The organism is Rhizobium album, from assembly GCF_003122325.1.
In the GTDB taxonomy this organism is placed as follows: Bacteria; Pseudomonadota; Alphaproteobacteria; order Rhizobiales; family Rhizobiaceae; genus Metarhizobium; species Metarhizobium album.
On sequence record NZ_QFBC01000024.1, the window covers coordinates 45,505 to 61,003 of the forward strand.

The 15,499-nt window shown below is 56.4% G+C and carries 18 protein-coding genes; 8 read left to right on the plus strand and 10 right to left on the minus strand.

What is annotated here, in order from left to right:
* The first annotated feature begins 15 nt into the window (after positions 1–15).
* Both DEM27_RS30635 and DEM27_RS30640 read left to right on the plus strand, forming a co-directional pair.
* Positions 16–774, plus strand: a complete 759-nt coding sequence (locus tag DEM27_RS30635; RefSeq protein WP_109462040.1) for an SDR family NAD(P)-dependent oxidoreductase — start codon at positions 16–18, stop codon at positions 772–774.
* A gap of 50 nt (positions 775–824) precedes the next feature.
* Positions 825–1,436, plus strand: a complete 612-nt coding sequence (locus tag DEM27_RS30640; RefSeq protein WP_109462041.1) for a cupin domain-containing protein — start codon at positions 825–827, stop codon at positions 1,434–1,436.
* A gap of 98 nt (positions 1,437–1,534) precedes the next feature.
* Here DEM27_RS30640 and DEM27_RS30645 read toward each other — a convergent pair whose 3' ends face one another.
* Together DEM27_RS30645 and DEM27_RS30655 are read right to left on the minus strand one after the other, a co-directional pair.
* Positions 1,535–2,260 (minus strand): IS6 family transposase, encoded by a 726-nt coding sequence (locus tag DEM27_RS30645; protein WP_109462042.1) that lies wholly within the window; start codon positions 2,258–2,260, stop codon positions 1,535–1,537.
* Positions 2,261–2,584: 324 nt separating this feature from the next.
* Positions 2,585–2,938 (minus strand): hypothetical protein, encoded by a 354-nt coding sequence (locus DEM27_RS30655; RefSeq protein ID WP_109462044.1) that lies wholly within the window; start codon positions 2,936–2,938, stop codon positions 2,585–2,587.
* A 233-nt stretch (positions 2,939–3,171) separates the two neighbouring features.
* On the opposite strand from DEM27_RS30655, the gene DEM27_RS30660 reads away from it, so the two are divergent.
* Positions 3,172–3,699 (plus strand): hypothetical protein, encoded by a 528-nt coding sequence (locus tag DEM27_RS30660; protein ID WP_128755603.1) that lies wholly within the window; start codon positions 3,172–3,174, stop codon positions 3,697–3,699.
* Positions 3,700–3,736: 37 nt separating this feature from the next.
* Here DEM27_RS30660 and DEM27_RS30665 read toward each other — a convergent pair whose 3' ends face one another.
* The gene (locus DEM27_RS30665) at positions 3,737–4,816 is read right to left on the minus strand and encodes a helix-turn-helix domain-containing protein (protein WP_109462046.1); all 1,080 of its coding nucleotides are present in this window, start codon (positions 4,814–4,816) and stop codon (positions 3,737–3,739) included.
* Positions 4,817–4,822: 6 nt separating this feature from the next.
* Positions 4,823–5,455 (minus strand): hypothetical protein, encoded by a 633-nt coding sequence (locus DEM27_RS34835; RefSeq protein ID WP_245446233.1) that lies wholly within the window; start codon positions 5,453–5,455, stop codon positions 4,823–4,825.
* A 143-nt stretch (positions 5,456–5,598) separates the two neighbouring features.
* Between DEM27_RS34835 and DEM27_RS30675 the strand changes: the two genes are divergently transcribed.
* Both DEM27_RS30675 and DEM27_RS30680 read left to right on the plus strand, forming a co-directional pair.
* Positions 5,599–6,417, plus strand: a complete 819-nt coding sequence (locus tag DEM27_RS30675) for a type IV toxin-antitoxin system AbiEi family antitoxin domain-containing protein (protein WP_109462047.1) — start codon at positions 5,599–5,601, stop codon at positions 6,415–6,417.
* Positions 6,414–7,280 (plus strand): nucleotidyl transferase AbiEii/AbiGii toxin family protein, encoded by an 867-nt coding sequence (locus tag DEM27_RS30680; protein ID WP_109462048.1) that lies wholly within the window; start codon positions 6,414–6,416, stop codon positions 7,278–7,280. The genes DEM27_RS30675 and DEM27_RS30680 overlap by 4 nt, the downstream gene beginning before the upstream one ends.
* Before the next feature lie 163 nt (positions 7,281–7,443).
* Here DEM27_RS30680 and DEM27_RS30685 read toward each other — a convergent pair whose 3' ends face one another.
* The gene (locus tag DEM27_RS30685; protein ID WP_109462049.1) at positions 7,444–8,796 is read right to left on the minus strand and encodes an aminotransferase-like domain-containing protein; all 1,353 of its coding nucleotides are present in this window, start codon (positions 8,794–8,796) and stop codon (positions 7,444–7,446) included.
* A gap of 72 nt (positions 8,797–8,868) precedes the next feature.
* Positions 8,869–9,336: a cupin domain-containing protein gene (locus DEM27_RS30690; protein WP_109462050.1), complete on the minus strand. Its 468-nt coding sequence runs from the start codon at positions 9,334–9,336 to the stop codon at positions 8,869–8,871.
* Between the two features lie 118 nt (positions 9,337–9,454).
* Here DEM27_RS30690 and DEM27_RS30695 point away from each other — a divergent pair, with 118 nt between their 5' ends.
* Positions 9,455–9,916, plus strand: a complete 462-nt coding sequence (locus DEM27_RS30695; RefSeq protein WP_109462051.1) for a pyridoxamine 5'-phosphate oxidase family protein — start codon at positions 9,455–9,457, stop codon at positions 9,914–9,916.
* 31 nt (positions 9,917–9,947) lie between these two features.
* On the opposite strand, the gene DEM27_RS30700 is transcribed toward DEM27_RS30695, so the two are convergent.
* Positions 9,948–10,928, minus strand: coding sequence for an MFS transporter (locus DEM27_RS30700; protein WP_245446234.1), 981 nt, complete (start codon positions 10,926–10,928; stop codon positions 9,948–9,950).
* Positions 10,929–11,269: 341 nt separating this feature from the next.
* On the opposite strand from DEM27_RS30700, the gene DEM27_RS30705 reads away from it, so the two are divergent.
* Complete coding sequence (locus tag DEM27_RS30705; protein ID WP_109462052.1) at positions 11,270–11,866, plus strand: LysE family translocator; 597 nt, start codon at positions 11,270–11,272, stop codon at positions 11,864–11,866.
* Between the two features lie 91 nt (positions 11,867–11,957).
* Here the strand turns inward: DEM27_RS30705 and DEM27_RS30710 are convergent, their stop codons facing one another.
* Together DEM27_RS30710 and DEM27_RS33750 are read right to left on the minus strand one after the other, a co-directional pair.
* Positions 11,958–12,698: an SDR family oxidoreductase gene (locus DEM27_RS30710; protein WP_109462053.1), complete on the minus strand. Its 741-nt coding sequence runs from the start codon at positions 12,696–12,698 to the stop codon at positions 11,958–11,960.
* 150 nt (positions 12,699–12,848) lie between these two features.
* On the minus strand, positions 12,849–13,040 hold the full coding sequence (locus DEM27_RS33750) for a VOC family protein (protein ID WP_128755604.1): 192 nt from the start codon (positions 13,038–13,040) through the stop codon (positions 12,849–12,851).
* A 784-nt stretch (positions 13,041–13,824) separates the two neighbouring features.
* Between DEM27_RS33750 and DEM27_RS30715 the strand changes: the two genes are divergently transcribed.
* On the plus strand, positions 13,825–14,109 hold the full coding sequence (locus DEM27_RS30715; RefSeq protein WP_109462054.1) for a hypothetical protein: 285 nt from the start codon (positions 13,825–13,827) through the stop codon (positions 14,107–14,109).
* A 123-nt stretch (positions 14,110–14,232) separates the two neighbouring features.
* Here the strand turns inward: DEM27_RS30715 and DEM27_RS30720 are convergent, their stop codons facing one another.
* Positions 14,233–15,483 carry an alpha-amylase family protein gene (locus DEM27_RS30720; RefSeq protein WP_109462055.1) on the minus strand — a complete coding sequence of 417 codons (1,251 nt, stop codon included), beginning with the start codon at positions 15,481–15,483 and terminating at the stop codon, positions 14,233–14,235.
* Positions 15,484–15,499 lie beyond the last annotated feature (16 nt).

A 15,499-nucleotide genomic window follows, 5' to 3' on the forward strand; every position in this document is an offset into this window, starting at 1 on the left:
CAGAGGAGAAAAGAGATGAGACTTTCGGGCAAGAAAGCCTTGATGATCGGCGCCGCCACCGGCATCGGCAGAGCTGCTGCCGTCCAATTCGTGGACAACGGAGCCGACATCGTCATTGCCGACATCAACCTGCCGGCCGCCGAGGAAACGATCGCAAGCCTTGCGAGATCGGGCCGCCACGCCTCAGCCGTCACCTGCGACGTGCGTGACGAGGCGAGCGTGCGCGATGCCGTCTCCACCGCGGCGAGCCAGATGGGCGGGATCGACACGCTGGTCTTCTTCGCCGGGCTGCAAAAGCTTGGCCATGCCGAGCAGTTCGCAGCCGCCGACTGGGACGCGGTGTTCGACGTCAATGCCCGCGGCACGTTCCTCGCGACGAAATATGCCGTCCCCTTCATTCGCAGGGCGGGCGGCGGCAGCGTCATCACCACCTCGTCGCTGGCGGGCCTGCGCGGCGCGCCGGGAATGACGGGTTACGCCGCAGCGAAGGGCGCCGTGATCGCCTATACCGTCGCGCTTGCGCAGGAACTGGCACCGGACAATATCCGCGTGAACTCCGTCCTGCCCGGTTGGATCGACACACCGTTCAACAACCCGGCCATCGCTCTTATGGGGGGTGTCGAAGCCCATGGCGATGTCGTCAAGCGAATCGTGCCGCTCGGCCGTCAGGGTACGCCGGACGAAGTGGCGCCGATTTATGTGTTTCTGGCGTCGGAGGAATCCCGCTATATCACTGCAAAGCAGATGATGGTCGATGGCGGCATGGCCCATTGAGTTTCAACGACAAGCAACCCAGCACGATCCAGGGCCAAGAAGGAAGCGGAATGAAGCGGGAGAAGAGCCAGGGCTCTCAGCGCGACAGCCTCAGCGACACGAAGAAAAGCCTCGGGGTGCGGCTGCGACTTGCGCGGCAGATGAAGGGGCTGACGCTGAAGGAACTCGCCGAAAGCAGCGGATGCTCGGAGAGCCTCCTGTCAAAGGTGGAAAACGGCAAGGTCCTGCCCTCCCTCCCGATGATCCACCGCGTCGTGCAGGTGTTGGAGACCAACATCAGCTGGCTCTTCGATGAGCCGGCTGATGATGAATCCGTCATCTTCCGCAAGGGTACACGGCCCTTCATCACCCTTGACAAGCATAAGGGAACCTCCCGCGGCCTGATGCTCGAACGCATCATTCCCTACAAGGACGGCCACCTGCTCCAGTGCAACATCCACCACTTGGAACTGGGCGGGCAGAGTGGCGAGACCATCACGCATGAAGGCGAAGAAGTCGGCTATGTCCTCACGGGGACCGTCGAACTGACCCTCAACGGTGACACATTTCGCCTGGAAACCGGAGATGGCTTCTGCTTCCGCTCGAACATCCCCCATTCCTACCGGAACATCGGGGACGACGCGGCCAGCATCCTCTGGGTCTGCACACCCCCGACATTTTAATGTCTCTCTCGCTCCGCGACATCCAAGGGTGATGTCTCAAGCGGGGGCGTGTCGCAATCATTTCGGCAGGTCGCACTCGCCCCAGAGAGCCGTGTTTTTCACGCTTTGTTAACTTTTTGAAGTCCGAAGAGGCGCGCGAGCAAATCGTTCTGATCGCTGACGGTCCACGCACCGGCAAAGCCAAAGCCCTTCCGCAGCCACAGCATCGCTTCGAACCCAGCAATGGTTCGACGTGCCGTGTTGAAGGATTGGAAGCCGCCGATCCTGGGCATGGTCTTCTTCACCCGGAAGTGGTCGCTCTCGATGCCTTGCTGCAGATGCTTGGTGACGTCGTGCACGGGATCCGGGTGCAGCAGCCCATCGTCAACCGACGCTTTAATCGCCGGCGGAAACGTATTGGCACCATCCGTGCCGATCTTGCCGGGCGACAATAATGGATCGTCTTTCAGCATCTTGCGGAAGAAGCGCCTGACGGCATCGAGATCACGCTTGGCCGTCAGCAGAAAATCGACCGGGCTGCCGCATTTATCGATGGCGCGATACAGAAAGCGCCACTTGCCACGAATCTTGACATAGGTTTCGTCGATCCGGACCGAACCACAATGGGGCCGGCGAAACTGGCGCAACCGCTTCTCGATGACAGGTGCGTAGGCCAGAACCCAACGATTGACGGTACTGTGGTCGACCTCAAAGCCGCGCTCGCGGAACATCTCCTCAATATCTCGATAGCTGAGCGGACAGCGAAGGTACCTGGCCACCGCCTGCAGAATCAGCCACGCCTCGAAATGCCGTCCTTTAAAATCATCCTTCGATTGGCACTTCAGCTTTTCGCCATGGAATTCAGAACCAACGCGAAGCTCCGCTACACAGTGAACGGAGTTTCTCCAAGCTTAGTCAACAGCCAGTTAATTGGGAAAATTTACGACAGACCCGTCCTCGTGCTTGCCGATTTGACCGACTGCTATCCGAGTTGCAATAAATGACCGATAAGCGAGCATTATCGGACAAAGAAAGCTCGAATGTTGAGGGCGGATATATTGAGATTCTGATGTTTTACTGCACGGCTAATGCCAGCCGCATCCAGTTGTTTAGATAAACAATACGGATCATGATTTCGGGCCGGTCTATCAGCATGAATTAAAATTTGGCTAGGAATCCTTGCTGGCGGTCGCGTCACTCCCATATAGGCAACGCGGCCGGCGAGAGTCCGCGTAAGCGGGCGAAGTGACTTTTGGTCGGTCAGCCTGTATTACACGATCCTGGATTCCGTCGAGAGGAACATCGAGCGTGTCAAACAGCGGGTTGAGGCTGGCGGCCACGACATTCCAGAAGACGACATCCGCAGGCGCTACGACGGATCCTTGAGGAAACTCTCCGAGGCTCTCAAGATTGCCGACGAAGCTGTCCTGATCGACAACAGCGGGATTGAGCCGCATGAAATGGTCGTTATTAGAAACGGACAAGTTCTGGCCGCCGATCTCGATGAAGCGAGCAGTATGCATATGCAGATCTCCACCACCCTCTTCACAGCATATGGCTTGGTCGGACCTAAGTCGTGGTTCAGGAAGTAGCTGAGTAGAATAAGGCTACCTCCGGTAGACAGCCTTTAGTGTCGCGCCATACCTTCGACCCCGAACCCTCGGGGTCTTGAACTGCCTCCCACAAGGCTTGCCGTCGGGGAGAGGGAGCGGCTGTCGTTCAGACGCTGGTTCATTTGGAAAACAGGCTGCTTCCGGTGCGTGCCGTTGAAGATGGTTTGCGGATCGGTGAAGGTAAATCAAGGATCAGGCTTGCTGACAGCGAACAGTTCGCGAGCTGGCTTAGTGCTGGAAAGGCTGCTGACAGTGTCACGGCTTATTCCTCAGCGCGGAAAGCGATGACCAAAGTTTCCGACGCGCGAATTATCCTCGGCGGCAAGATGGGTTTGCTAGGCTATCCGCAAGACGCTTTCCTGGGGGCCACGCCGGGTATTGTCGAAGAGGCAATTTATGCCCTCGAAGCCGGCCTGCCATGTGTTCCGCTTGGAGCTTTCGGCGGTGCGGCCCGAGACGTGGCCATTGCGCTTGACCTTCTGGCTCCATCGCAGCGGATTCCACGCGGAGAGCAGTTGCCAACCTATGATGCTTCTCTCGAAAGGGTCGGTGACTTGCGCGACCGCATCCCCGGCTCGTTACGACCAGCATTGGCCGCGCTTGCAGATGATGACCGCGGCGAACCAATGGCTTACGACGTTGCCCGCCTTCTAGAGGAGTGGCTGAGCTAGAAGTCAAGTGCTTGCGCCAAGGGTGCTCCGAATGGCCTCAATTTGGATCCGATACGAGGCGCAAGGGAGGGCGACCGCCTCTATCGCTGCTTGCTGAAGCAGCTCCTGTCAGCCCAAAGAGCAAATTCTCAATCTCAGCGGTTGGAATCGACAGACGCTCAGCAATTTCGTTTTTCGTGATCCGTTCAGTCCAAAGTGCGGTTAGCACTTTTTGCCATACGACTGATTGTTCCCGTTGAATCCCGAATGGTTCTGACGTTCGGTATCCGTGGTCTGATGCTTGTATGCAGAACATACGGTACTGCCAGTCGGATATGATCTCTAGCGCATGAAGGCGATAGATCATGGCCATGACCGAAACTGCCCATCTTTTTTTTGCTTCAACGATCTGATTGAGCGTGTGGATGCGAGGCAGCCGGGCAATGACGTCTGCGGCCGGCATCAAGAAGGATGAAGCAAAGCGATTTGCTTCATCCTCTGCTCGTCTCCCACTCGGACCTCCATGTCGGTGCAAGACCAAATGACCTAGCTCGTGGGCGGCATCGAAGCGTCCGTGTTCAGCAGTCTTTATTGTATTCATAAAGATGAAGGGCCGGGTGCCTCGCCACACCGAAAACGCATCGACGGTTCGCGTGTTCTCGGCAAGCGAAAAGACCCTCACACCTTTGGCCTCGAGGAGATGCACCATATTCTTGACCGGCTGCTCGCCTAAGCCCCATTCTTGCCGGAGAGAGCGTGCGGCAACTTCTGGGCTTTCACCCTTCAGGTCGATCAGACATGGCTCTGGCAGGCTGAAGTTCTCATCGACCCAGTCGGAGAAGAGATAGGCCAGCGTGCCAGCGGCAAGCGCCGCGTCACGGTCCTTCGCAGTCATCGACGTAAGGCTGCGAAAGCTCGCGGCGTCACTGATTATTTCATCAACATCAGGCGCACAGAGGAAGGCAGGAGGAAAGTTCAGAATTTGAGCAATCCGCTCCAGAGTTTCAGGAGAAGGCGACATTTCACCGCTCTCGTAGCGTAACACCGTGTGTGGCGTTACGCCCAAGACCTCCGCGAATCCCTTCTTCGTCAGCCCCCTCCGCTTCCGAGCGAGGCTGAGACGACCAGGTGTGAGCATACCTGCTTACTTCCTGCGCACCGTGATATCGAAATCCTGTCCGTCATCCTCGGCCGGCATCTCGACAGCAATCCGTTCCCACTCGCCGGGACGAATGATCCATATGCGCTCGCTGTAGCCGATATAGAAGCCGCCACGAAATTCAATGGGGCGTGAAAGCTCTGCCCGGACATCCTTCCCGTCATCGAACACGCACAGCTGCCAGAGATCGTATATGTCGCGCCTGACCTCACGCGGATTGTCTCGACGGAAGAGATCAAGCTGATTGTTCAGGTCGGTAATCTTCTCCGCCATCGGGCCTTTTTCGGTACGATTGCGGGGAGAGCGCAGAGGGTCGCAGACGCCTTTGTCAGCGTTCATTACCGTCACCTTGCGGCGGAAATCATGATTTACGATGAGTTCGACGCCACTTTCATCCAGCGCGTTCCAGCCTTCCCGGCAAAACATCTGACGCATGCGAGTGATCCCGGCATCCCAGGCAAAGAAGCCGGCAGACGCTTTGGGATTGTGCGCAGTGCAAGAACCGCGGGCGGCAACCATCGCCTTGACGATATCGACCCATTGCGAGCGATTGGAATTGAAATACTGCGAGAGTCGACGATCGCAATCGCGAGCTTCCTGATAGATCACCGCAGCCATGCCGAATCTCCACGTAACTTTTTTCCGCCTCATTTGTGAGGGAAAAAAGTTACGCGGTCAAGCACCGGTCTTCCAACATAATGTTGTCGTCAATCATATGCAAAATCCCTATGATTTCGTTTGTTTTTGCGTATGATTGACGGATGCCATCTCTGGACGATTACATCGAAGAAAAGCTGATAAGCGGGTACTCTACGTTCACCCGCGAAGAGGCCTTGGCTGAACTGCCTCTTAGCTCGGACGCCTTCACCGCAGCATTGACGCGGCAAATTTCAAAAAAGAAATTAGCCAACCCGAGGCATGGATTTTACATCATCCTGCGGCCCGAGGACAGGATTGCTGGCGCTCCGGATCCAGCGCGCTGGATCGACCCGTTGATGAAATATCTGGGCCTCGACTACCGGATATCGCTATTACGCGCGGCCGCGATGCACGGCTCGTCGCACCAGGCCGCGATGGTGTTTCAGGTTGTCGTCCCGCAGCAGTTCCGTTCAATCGTAATCGGGCGCCACCGCATCCAGTTCATCTATTTGGCACCTGGCATCTTTAGCGAGACCAATCGAAAGGAATGGCTGGCGTCCCTTAAAACAGATGCCGGCTACGCCCAAGCTGCAGGCGTGGAGCTAACCCTCCTAGACTGCATCCGTTATTTCAAGCGTGCCACCGGTATCAATGGGGTGGCGCAAATTGCGAAGGACATCGGCGACCGAGCCAATCCGAAGAGATTAGCAGTAATCGCGCAGCACTTTGAAAATACGTCAGTCCGACGTCTCGGCTATTTGCTCGATCTGTCGAACCACAAAAAACAGGCAGATGCGTTACAACCATTCGCGCAGCAAACCGACAAGTATACGCCACTCGACCCATCAGTGAGGCCCTTGATCGAGGGACTTTCCTTCTCCGAAACAAAGGATGAGCGGTGGCGTCTCGACATCAATGAAACCGTGGAGATCGACTTTTGATCCCGAACGCGCATCTAACAGCCTGGGCTTCGCAGGCACCATGGCCGGATTCTCGCCAGATCGAACAAGATCTCATTATTTCGCGCGCGCTCTGTGACCTTTTTTCGGCACCGAAGCTCCAAGGCAAGATCGCCTTCCGAGGCGGAACGGCAATCAACAAACTGCTTTTCAAGCGGCCCTTGCGCTATTCAGAAGATATCGACTTGGTTCAGATCACGGCCGAACCGATTGGGCCTACGATCGATGCAATCCGCGACGCCCTTTCATGGTTGGGGAAGTTCAAAAGAGAGCAGGCGGGTCATTCTACGCACCTCATCTTCCGCTTCGCACCGGAGGCGGAGCCTGAAACCTCGCTCAAGCTGAAGGTGGAGATCAATACCCGTGAGCACAAATCGTTGTTTGGGACTCGCGCGTACCCGTTCAAGGTAGAGAATGAGTGGTTCGTCGGCACCGCGGATATCGTGTCCTATGACAAGGAGGAGTTGTTTGGCACAAAGCTCAGGGCCCTCCTGCAGCGGCGAAAGAACCGCGATCTCTTTGATCTACATGAAGGCTGGCGCGAGCTTTCTCTCGACGCTGGACGGCTCGTGGCTGCTTTCGAGCACTACCTTTCGCTCGAGGAGAATGTAATCACGCGCGCGAACGCTGAGCAACGAATGCTTGAAAAGCTGACAAAAAGCTTGACGGAGGACATCGCGCCGTTGCTTCCCCCAGGAGTGGAGTTCACGGACGACGATGCCATTCATGCATTCGGCGTGATTTGGAACGATGTCCTGCCCCTGCTTAAGGGTGATCCATGGAAATCGTCGGAGAAGGCAATAGAGCAACTTCGAGCGAAGAAATTCCCCAAGCTTCTGCTGTAGTCGACAGTTAGCCTAAAACATTGAAATAATTATGCTGAGCGCCGTCATCGCGCCGCTTGACGAGCGGGTCGATGGTTCGACTCCTTTCAAGACCTTAATTTGCATAGAATTCAAGCGGGACATGGCCGCCGCCTTCATTGTTGTCTGGATAAAGACTATCCCCCTACACAACTTGCGCTGTCGGTCCATCTCGCAAGTCCGCCAACAGGTGTAGCGCGCGCTCGACACTGGCTCTTTGCGGCGGCGCCATCAAACAAAGCCGCACGCCCCCTGCTTTTTCACCCCCTACGGCGGTTGCATCGGGCGGGGTCACGCGAACGCCCTTCTCAAGGGCGAGCCGGGCGAACTTCTCAGCCTGGGCAGCTGCCATAGGCAGCCAGATGTGCGGCGCGCCTTGTGGCATCGGGACGTCAGGCAATTTCAGTATCCTACGGGTCAACTCCACTCGGACTTTTGCTTCGGTGAGAAGAAGGTCTCTGGCTTTTATAAGGACATCAGCCTGCGTGAGCGCGCGGGCCACCTCGATATCGAAAGGTGAGGCGCCCCAAAGCTCGGCGCGAACGCGTGAGATTACTGTCCCTCGCTGCCCACTTGGCGGGATCAAGACGCCGACACGCACCAAAGGTGTTAGGGATTTTGACAGCCCATTGACGTAGTAAACCCGCTCCGGAGCGATCTCGGCAAAGGGTCTGATGCTTGCTTGGCCGTAGATGCTGTAAATGTCGTCTTCAACGATATAGGCATCTGCGCGGCGACACACCTCGACGATCTCCTGCCGCCTTTTCATCCCCATCTCGAAGCCGAACGGGTTCTGACAGACAGGGGTTAGGTAAATGGCTTTGCACGCCGTCTCGAGCAGTGCGCTCTTTAGACTGGAAGGGATCATACCCTGCTCATCATGATCAACGGCCTTTATCGTCAGGCCGAGATTGGCAGCGGCGGCGATCGCGCCGGAGAATGTCGCGGCCTCGGTGGCAATAGTCTGTGTTCTTCCGACAAGATCGGCGAAAGCAAGGTGGATCGCGTGCTGCCCGCCGACGGTGATTACGACGTTTCCGGGATCGACCGTTAGCCGTGTCGTCGCCAACCAATCGGCAATAACCACCCGTTGCTCGCTCCCGCCTCCCGGTTCGGGATAGCCGCCGTTGGGAACGCTTCCAAGTCTAGCCGAGGCGAGCGTTGCCGCCGCCCTAAACTCATCCTCACTGATAACGGGAAGGGGAACGTTGAAATTAAGGTCTATCTGAGCATTTTCGACGTCGGGAGCGAGACTAACGAAGGTCCCTCGACCCGTTTCGCTACGCACGACGCCACGTCGCTCCAGCAGGTCAATCGCTTTGGTCACCGTGCCGATGGCAACGTTGGCGCTTGTCGAAATCTGTCGATGTGTCGGCAGCCTCGCGCCGCGGCCCAACTTGCCGGAAGCGATCAATTTCTCGACCGCATCCGCAAGTCTTTCATGCAATGGGTCCTTGCTTTCGGAAAGGGTCAGCTGAATGGGCTTCGATACGGGCACGGTAATCTCCAGTGATCAATGTCATGATTGTATCACTGGGACTGATGCTTCGACCAGTAATTTGATCGACGATTAGTATGGTAATCCGTCCTTATGTGTGAAGCGCCAGGTTCCGCCATCGCGAACCGCTGCCAGGTCATCCAACGGATAACTGGCTTCGTCTCCTTCCGATCGATCGCCGATTTCGAGATAGAGGAATGGCTTGTCGGATCGGTTTTCGAGATGGTGCGACATGCCATTCGCGGGAAAGCCGGCACACATGCCCGGCTTGAGTGGGACAAGGTCATCTCCCGAAACCAAAACACCATCGCCAGCGAGCACATATATAAACTCATCCTGTCTGCTATGGCGATGCTGAAGTGCCGAAACCGCTCCTGGCTCAAGCGTTGTTAGATTGACGCCGAAGTTCGTCAGTCCGAACAGATCGCCAAGTTGCCGTTTGATGCGTCCTCTCATTCGCGCAGCGAATTCGGGCGGATAATTCGACAGCTTGCTTCGGGGTGCTACATCGGTGGCATTGATCGCTACAGGGTCCTTCATCACACTCTCCTCAACCGACAAGATGACCAAATTAGTACAATGAGTTTGACATATCCATTGAAATGTATCAATCGCATCGATGATATATCAATATTGTTTGGCCGTGGAGGCGCAAACTATGGTTCGTCAGACCTTGCAGGAAGAAACCAAAGCTGCCGTACTGTGTTGGCTGGCCACGATCTCCGCCAAAGGCACTCCTATCGTGTCTCCGAAAGAGGTGTTCTGCCTACATGCATCGAATCTTCTAACCATCGCCGACATCGCCTCGCCCGTCAGCGTTCGCAACGTGCGGGGTAATCCCAATGTCTGTGTTAGCTACGTGGATATTTTTCGCCAGCGGGGTTTCAAGTTCGTCGGCAAGGCCCGGATCATTTCGCCGGAAGAACGCGATTTCGACACATACGGCGACGCGCTGGTGAACATGGCTTCTGGCGCCTTCACGATCCGCAACGTCATTCTGGTGAGCATCGAACGGGTATCGCGCATTCGGGCGCCAAGCTACACATTCTATCCTGACCGCAGTGAGGAAATGCTAATGTCGTCCGCATACGAGCAATACGGGGTAAAGCCGATCCATTGAGTGGATTGGCGGGATGCCACCTTTCCTGCAGTTAAAGCGATGCGTTTGCCGGGTCATCACGGATGCCAAGATGCAGACTGGCCGCGATAAAGCTTACCGCCGCAGTCGCTATCCATATCGGGCTGTAGCTGCCAGTCGTCTGGAGCACGACGCTTCCCAGCCACGACCCGGCGAACGATCCCACCTGATGGCTCAAGAAGCAGATGCCAAACAGCGTTCCCAGATGACTGACGCCGAACATACGTGCCACGAGCCCCGTCGTGAGGGGTACGGTGCCGAGCCACATCAGTCCCATTGCGGCTGAAAAGGTGATGATGCTGACCTGCGATTTGGGCGCCAGGAAGAAAGCCAGCATCACAGCTCCGCGCAAAGCATAAAGTGAAGCCAGCACTGTGCGCTGCCGATAGCGTCCGCCCAGCCAACCGCATCCCCAGCATCCGGCCATGTTGAAGAGCCCGATGAGCGCAAGCGCAAGCGCACCGGCGCTCGGCACCATGCCGCAAAGATTGAGATAGGTGGGCAAGTGGGTGACGACAAACGCCAACTGGAATCCGCAGGTGAAAAAACCGCAGGTGAGCATACAGAAGCCGCCATGGCCAAGCGCCTGTCTGATTACGGTGCCCGTCGTATTCCCAGTCTCGATCGCGGGTAAACTTCGCCCATCCTGTCTACCCACCAGAAAATAGCCCAAGGGTGCTACCGAGAGTGCGAGCAAAGCGAGCGTGAAGAACGCGGCAGCCGGCCCCCAGCCAATTAGGGCGTTCTGTGCTACTGGCACCAACATCACCTGGCCTATTGATCCACCTGCACTTGCGAGCCCCATCGCTGAACTGCGGTTCTCCGGCAGGGCCAGCTTGCCGATGGCAGTCGTGACGACGCCAAAACTCGTACAGCTGATGCCGATACCAAAAAAGACGCCAATCCCAAGAATAAGGACTGTAGGGGACGAGGCGATTGCCGCCAGCCCAAGCCCGATAAACAAAAATACAGCGCCAATCGCCACAACCAACATGGCGCCGTATCGATCAGCTGCCGCGCCGGCGAAAGGTTGGGCAATCCCCATACGAGATTGTGGATGGCGATCGCTAAAGCAATGGCCGTGATCGGGATGTCGGTGCTGATGGACAGCGGCTCGAAGAACAGACCAAAGGTCTGCCGGGCGCCCATGCCGGCGCTCCCAATGAGGCTAGCGGCGGCGAGTGTTAAGATGCTCAGCGGCAAAAGCGGGCCTGGCTTGCTTATTCGGAGGCCAGCGATACGCATATCTGCCTTGTGCCGCATCGTCACGCCTCCTTGACTCGCTTCTATAGATACGATTGATATAATAAATTTAGATCGAAAGATACAATATTGATGACCGATAGCTACATGGCGTTCCTCATTTTTGTTGCCGTCGCCACCTTCAGTCCAGGTGGCGCGACGACGCTCGCAACCGCTTCGGGCATGCTATATGGCTTCAGGCGATCCGTTCCCTTTATTGTGGGTATCGGCGTTGGCCTGGGATTGATGGCAGTCGCGTCAGCGCTGGGCTTGGCTGCGCTGCTATTGGCGCTTCCGGCTGTCGAGTTTGCCGTCAGTGTGACGGGAAGCATCTATTTGCTGTACCTAGCCTGGAAAATCGCGACGAATGGCTCGCCGTCACGGCGGCCCGATGCTTCTGCGCCGGTCAGCCTTTGGGGCGCTATCGGACTAACATGGTACAATCCTAAGGCGTGGGCCATCACAATGGGAGCATCGTCTTCATTCGCCGATCTTGTGAGGTGGCCGCCGGGGCAGGTCGCGCTTATAGGTGCCACCTTCATGGTTTTTGCAACTGCATCCATGGCGTTGTGGTGCACGACTGGTCACGCCCTTGCTCAACTGCTCAAATCCGATTGGCAATGGCAGGTGCTAAACTTGACCATGGCGCTTCTTCTCGCCGCTTCCATCATTCCCCTGTGGCTGGAGTAGCTCGATATCAAGTCGCCCCATCCGGTCGGTCAGGGCCGGCGACGGGTGCGTGTCAGCGCAAGTCTAAAATCGTTTCAAGAGGTCGGGCAGCTTATCGGCCGCCCGACATATCTACGAAGGTACCTGTCACATAGGATGACGCATCACTAATTAGCCAGGTGATCGCTTCGGCGACTTCGTCCGGTTGTCCTGGCCGCCCCATAGGCGTAGTCGCGCCCAGGACTCCAGCTCGGTCTGGACGGCCGCCACTTGCATGGATATCGGTTTCGATGAAGGCGGGCCGGACCGCATTTACCCGAATGCCTTTTGGTCCCAGTTCACGGGAGAGGCCGATGGTTAGCGTGTCGGCTGCTCCCTTACAGGCGGCGTAGTCTACGTATTCGCCCGCCGAGCCGAGCCGCGAGGCAGCGGACGACACAATGACGATCGAGCCGGGTTTACCGGTCTGCGAAAGCGCTCTTGCAGCCCCACGCGCCGTCAACAGCGTTCCCATGACATTGACGTCGACCATTCGGCGGAGACGTTCGATCGACATCTCTGCGAGGGTGGTGGCTGGCGCGACGATGCCGGCATTGATGACAACTCCGTCCAGAGGCCCAAGATCATCAATCGTTTGAAGAAACATGCGCTCGACATCGATTTCAGAAGCGACGTCGGCCTGTACCGCGATGGCGCGAGCGCCAGCATTAACCACCTTCGCAACAACCGCTCCCGCGGCGCCGGCGTCATTCACGTAATTTACGGCGACATTCCAACCCATAGCTCCGGCCTTGAGGGCGGTCGCGCGACCTATACCCCGGCTGGCTCCGGTTATTAGAATTGTGTTCGACATTGTTATCTGCCTCCTTCAATTTGGGATGAAACTTGGAGATTGCCTAGCGCAGGTGGGTCCGGCCTTTTGCTATCGAAAATGCCCGCCTGAGCACTGCCTGCAGCTTTGCGCGTTAATGGCGTCTAGACGGTCCCCAATCTCGATAGTCCATCATGATGGGGGTTTTTCCAGCGAGACGACATGCCAGAGAACTCCTGTCGGATCCCAGAAGTAGGCGACTTCTCCGCCCCATGCCTCCCAAGCCGGAGGTTTTGGAGGTTTGACGCCGTAGAGCTTATCAAGTTCGAGGGAGGCGAGATGGTTCCACCAGACCGAGAGGTTGGGAACCACGATCTGAAGCATTAGATTTTGCGCTAATCCGGGCTCGTAATAGTCCTATAGGAGGAACGAAATGCTGGTTTCGCCGTCACCCAGATGTGCAAGAGCAATCCGCTCGCTTTTCCGACTAACCTGAAAGCCGATGGCGCTGTAGAATCGCTGGCTCAGTTCAAAATCTTTTGACGGTATGAAGGGCCGTAAAATTCCGGATGTACGCAAGCTGGGAGCGGCTGTTCGGTGCGACTGATCATTCATGGCTGTCCTCCTTCACAACAGGCGGCTAGGTAGCGCCCGCCCACAGCCAATGGGCCGGAGATAGATACGATATTCGCCATATTGTATCAAGTATATCGTATCAACTAGAGGAAATGTGTAGTGGCGAACCTTAGTAGACGCCAACTTAAAATGGCAGCCGTTTGGTCAATTGGCCTAACACTTGATAAACAATACGGATCATAATTCCGGGCCCGTCTATCAGCATGAATTAAAATTTGGCTAGGAATCTTGCTGGCGGTCGCGTCACTCCCATATAGGCAACGCGGCCGGCGAGTCCGCGTAAGCGGGCGAAGTGACTTTTGGTCGGGTCACGCCCCGCGCCGGTCGCACTCTCAATTATTGCGAAGTGGTCAGCCATTCAATTGTTTCGCCAGGTGACACATTAGAGCTGAAGCTGTCTTGTTAATTGTTGTGGCCTGCATGGAAGGCTAAGAAGCAGCTGATGCTTGCCGCGAATCGGTCCCCGGATTTTAACGACGTTGGTTCCGAGTGTCCCACGGTCTCGGATTGATCGCAGATAGTGGAAGGTTGTATGTCCGGTTCAATTGATGAGGGGCGAAAGCTTCGAACGCAGGCAATGATCATCTGTAAACAGGTGAATTATCTCAGCACCTGCTCCATCCACGGCACCTATTGGGTCAAGAACGAAGCCGCACAAACTGACGCATTGCGCCTGGCGAACTGGATGGTGAGCCATGGAAGGACGGTCTGCGACCGGGAACAGCTCATCGATTCGATTTTGCTGTTGGGCCGCAACGCCGGGTTGGACTGCGAGATGTGCTCAAGGCAGTCCGAAGGTCTCCAGGATTTTTCATGAGGACGCAGGCGACCCGCGCAGAACGGCTCATTTGCCCTAACCCCGTGGTTTTGAGGAGCCGCGCGGACACTCAATAAGGCTGGGGAGAAGTTTAAGGCAGCCGGCTCCCAACTCGAGCACCGATCAAGTCTTTAAGGCAAACACCTTCACCTCAAACGAGCCCAGGTCGAGACTTCGTGGGTCGCTGTCACTTGTGAAGACCAGGTCACCGCAGGGTTCAAACGAGCACGGGATAGCCGAGAGGTTTGCCCGCAATTGTAATGTTGTCTGGCCAAGTTGCCAGTCAACGAAGACCGTTTCCGCGGGGGAGGGGACAATCGTACCCGCGTATCCCCCCGCCTCGGCCAAAAGCGGAACTATTTTCGTCTGCCTTACGGCCAGGATCTCTCGGATCCAGTTACTCCAAGACGCTCCCTCCGACGCTTCCGCGTGATCCCACCGTAGTTTTGACGTTTGGAAAGTCGACAGCGTGTTGGGGTCGGGAATGTCCTCTTCGGCTAAACCGGCAGGATACCCACCAAAGTTCTCGGCTTCCTGGGACCGGTTTGCGCGAATGATCTCAGCCAGTTCTCCCTCATAGTCGCTGAAATAGTGGAAGCTGTTTATCTCCTTGTAATCGTCACCCATGAACAGGAGAGGGATTTGTGGCGACATTAGCAGGATGCACACAAGTGCCCTGTACAGCCGGTCATCTATCCGGGAAGCCAACCGGTCGCCCAGCGCGCGGTTGCCCACCTGGTCGTGGTTTTGCAGAAAATGGATGAACGCAGTGGGTGGCAGCGACGCCGGAGCAGGCAGGTCCTTATCTACGGTCGGCTGACCCATACTTAAGTAGCCCTCGGCCAGCACCAGACGTAGCTTTTCCCATGGATTACGCTTGAATTCTTTAAAATGCCCGATGGTTTCGCCAGTGGCTATCCGGTGCACGATATGGTGAAAGGCGTCGTTCCAATCCGCAATGAAGAGCCCTTTTGCCCACAGATCCGTGCCGTTGGGCGGGTTCTCTGTCATCAGATGGACATGCCGGTCCGGGAAAGCGGTATATACCGTCTCAGAAATCTCGTGAAGAAGATGCACATCACTGTCATCTTTGATGTAGTCAATGGCATTAAACCTTAAGCCGTCGAGGCGGAATTCGCGAAGCCAATACAGAACATTATCAATGAAATAGCGACGCACCGCGTCGTTGCCATAGTTGATGGCAGGGCCCCAGGGCGTGTCCTGCTCGTCGTGAAAGAAGCCAGGCGCGAAGCGGGGAAGATAATTCCCTTCGATCGTGTCCCAGGAGATGGTGTAGCTTCGGCGATCGCCGTGCCTTCCGGACAGAGCCGGGAATTGATCAGCTTGCTGCTGGCAGGCTGATGAGCGGATCATCGCTCATCGCGGCGAT

Excerpts from the sequence above, each read along its gene's own strand:
- DEM27_RS34835 (WP_245446233.1), bottom strand. The coding sequence starts at position 5,455 with ATGGCTGCGGTGATCTATCAGGAAGCTCGCGATTGCGATCGTCGACTC.
- DEM27_RS30695 (WP_109462051.1), top strand. The coding sequence starts at position 9,455 with ATGGTTCGTCAGACCTTGCAGGAAGAAACCAAAGCTGCCGTACTGTGT.
- DEM27_RS33750 (WP_128755604.1), bottom strand. The coding sequence starts at position 13,040 with ATGCTTCAGATCGTGGTTCCCAACCTCTCGGTCTGGTGGAACCATCTC.
- DEM27_RS30640 (WP_109462041.1), top strand. The coding sequence starts at position 825 with ATGAAGCGGGAGAAGAGCCAGGGCTCTCAGCGCGACAGCCTCAGCGAC.
- DEM27_RS30635 (WP_109462040.1), top strand. The coding sequence starts at position 16 with ATGAGACTTTCGGGCAAGAAAGCCTTGATGATCGGCGCCGCCACCGGC.
- DEM27_RS30655 (WP_109462044.1), bottom strand. The coding sequence starts at position 2,938 with ATGCATACTGCTCGCTTCATCGAGATCGGCGGCCAGAACTTGTCCGTT.
- DEM27_RS30705 (WP_109462052.1), top strand. The coding sequence starts at position 11,270 with ATGACCGATAGCTACATGGCGTTCCTCATTTTTGTTGCCGTCGCCACC.
- DEM27_RS30715 (WP_109462054.1), top strand. The coding sequence starts at position 13,825 with ATGTCCGGTTCAATTGATGAGGGGCGAAAGCTTCGAACGCAGGCAATG.
- DEM27_RS30690 (WP_109462050.1), bottom strand. The coding sequence starts at position 9,336 with ATGAAGGACCCTGTAGCGATCAATGCCACCGATGTAGCACCCCGAAGC.
- DEM27_RS30700 (WP_245446234.1), bottom strand. The coding sequence starts at position 10,928 with ATGTTGGTTGTGGCGATTGGCGCTGTATTTTTGTTTATCGGGCTTGGG.
- DEM27_RS30665 (WP_109462046.1), bottom strand. The coding sequence starts at position 4,816 with ATGCTCACACCTGGTCGTCTCAGCCTCGCTCGGAAGCGGAGGGGGCTG.
- DEM27_RS30710 (WP_109462053.1), bottom strand. The coding sequence starts at position 12,698 with ATGTCGAACACAATTCTAATAACCGGAGCCAGCCGGGGTATAGGTCGC.
- DEM27_RS30720 (WP_109462055.1), bottom strand. The coding sequence starts at position 15,483 with ATGATCCGCTCATCAGCCTGCCAGCAGCAAGCTGATCAATTCCCGGCT.
- DEM27_RS30675 (WP_109462047.1), top strand. The coding sequence starts at position 5,599 with ATGCCATCTCTGGACGATTACATCGAAGAAAAGCTGATAAGCGGGTAC.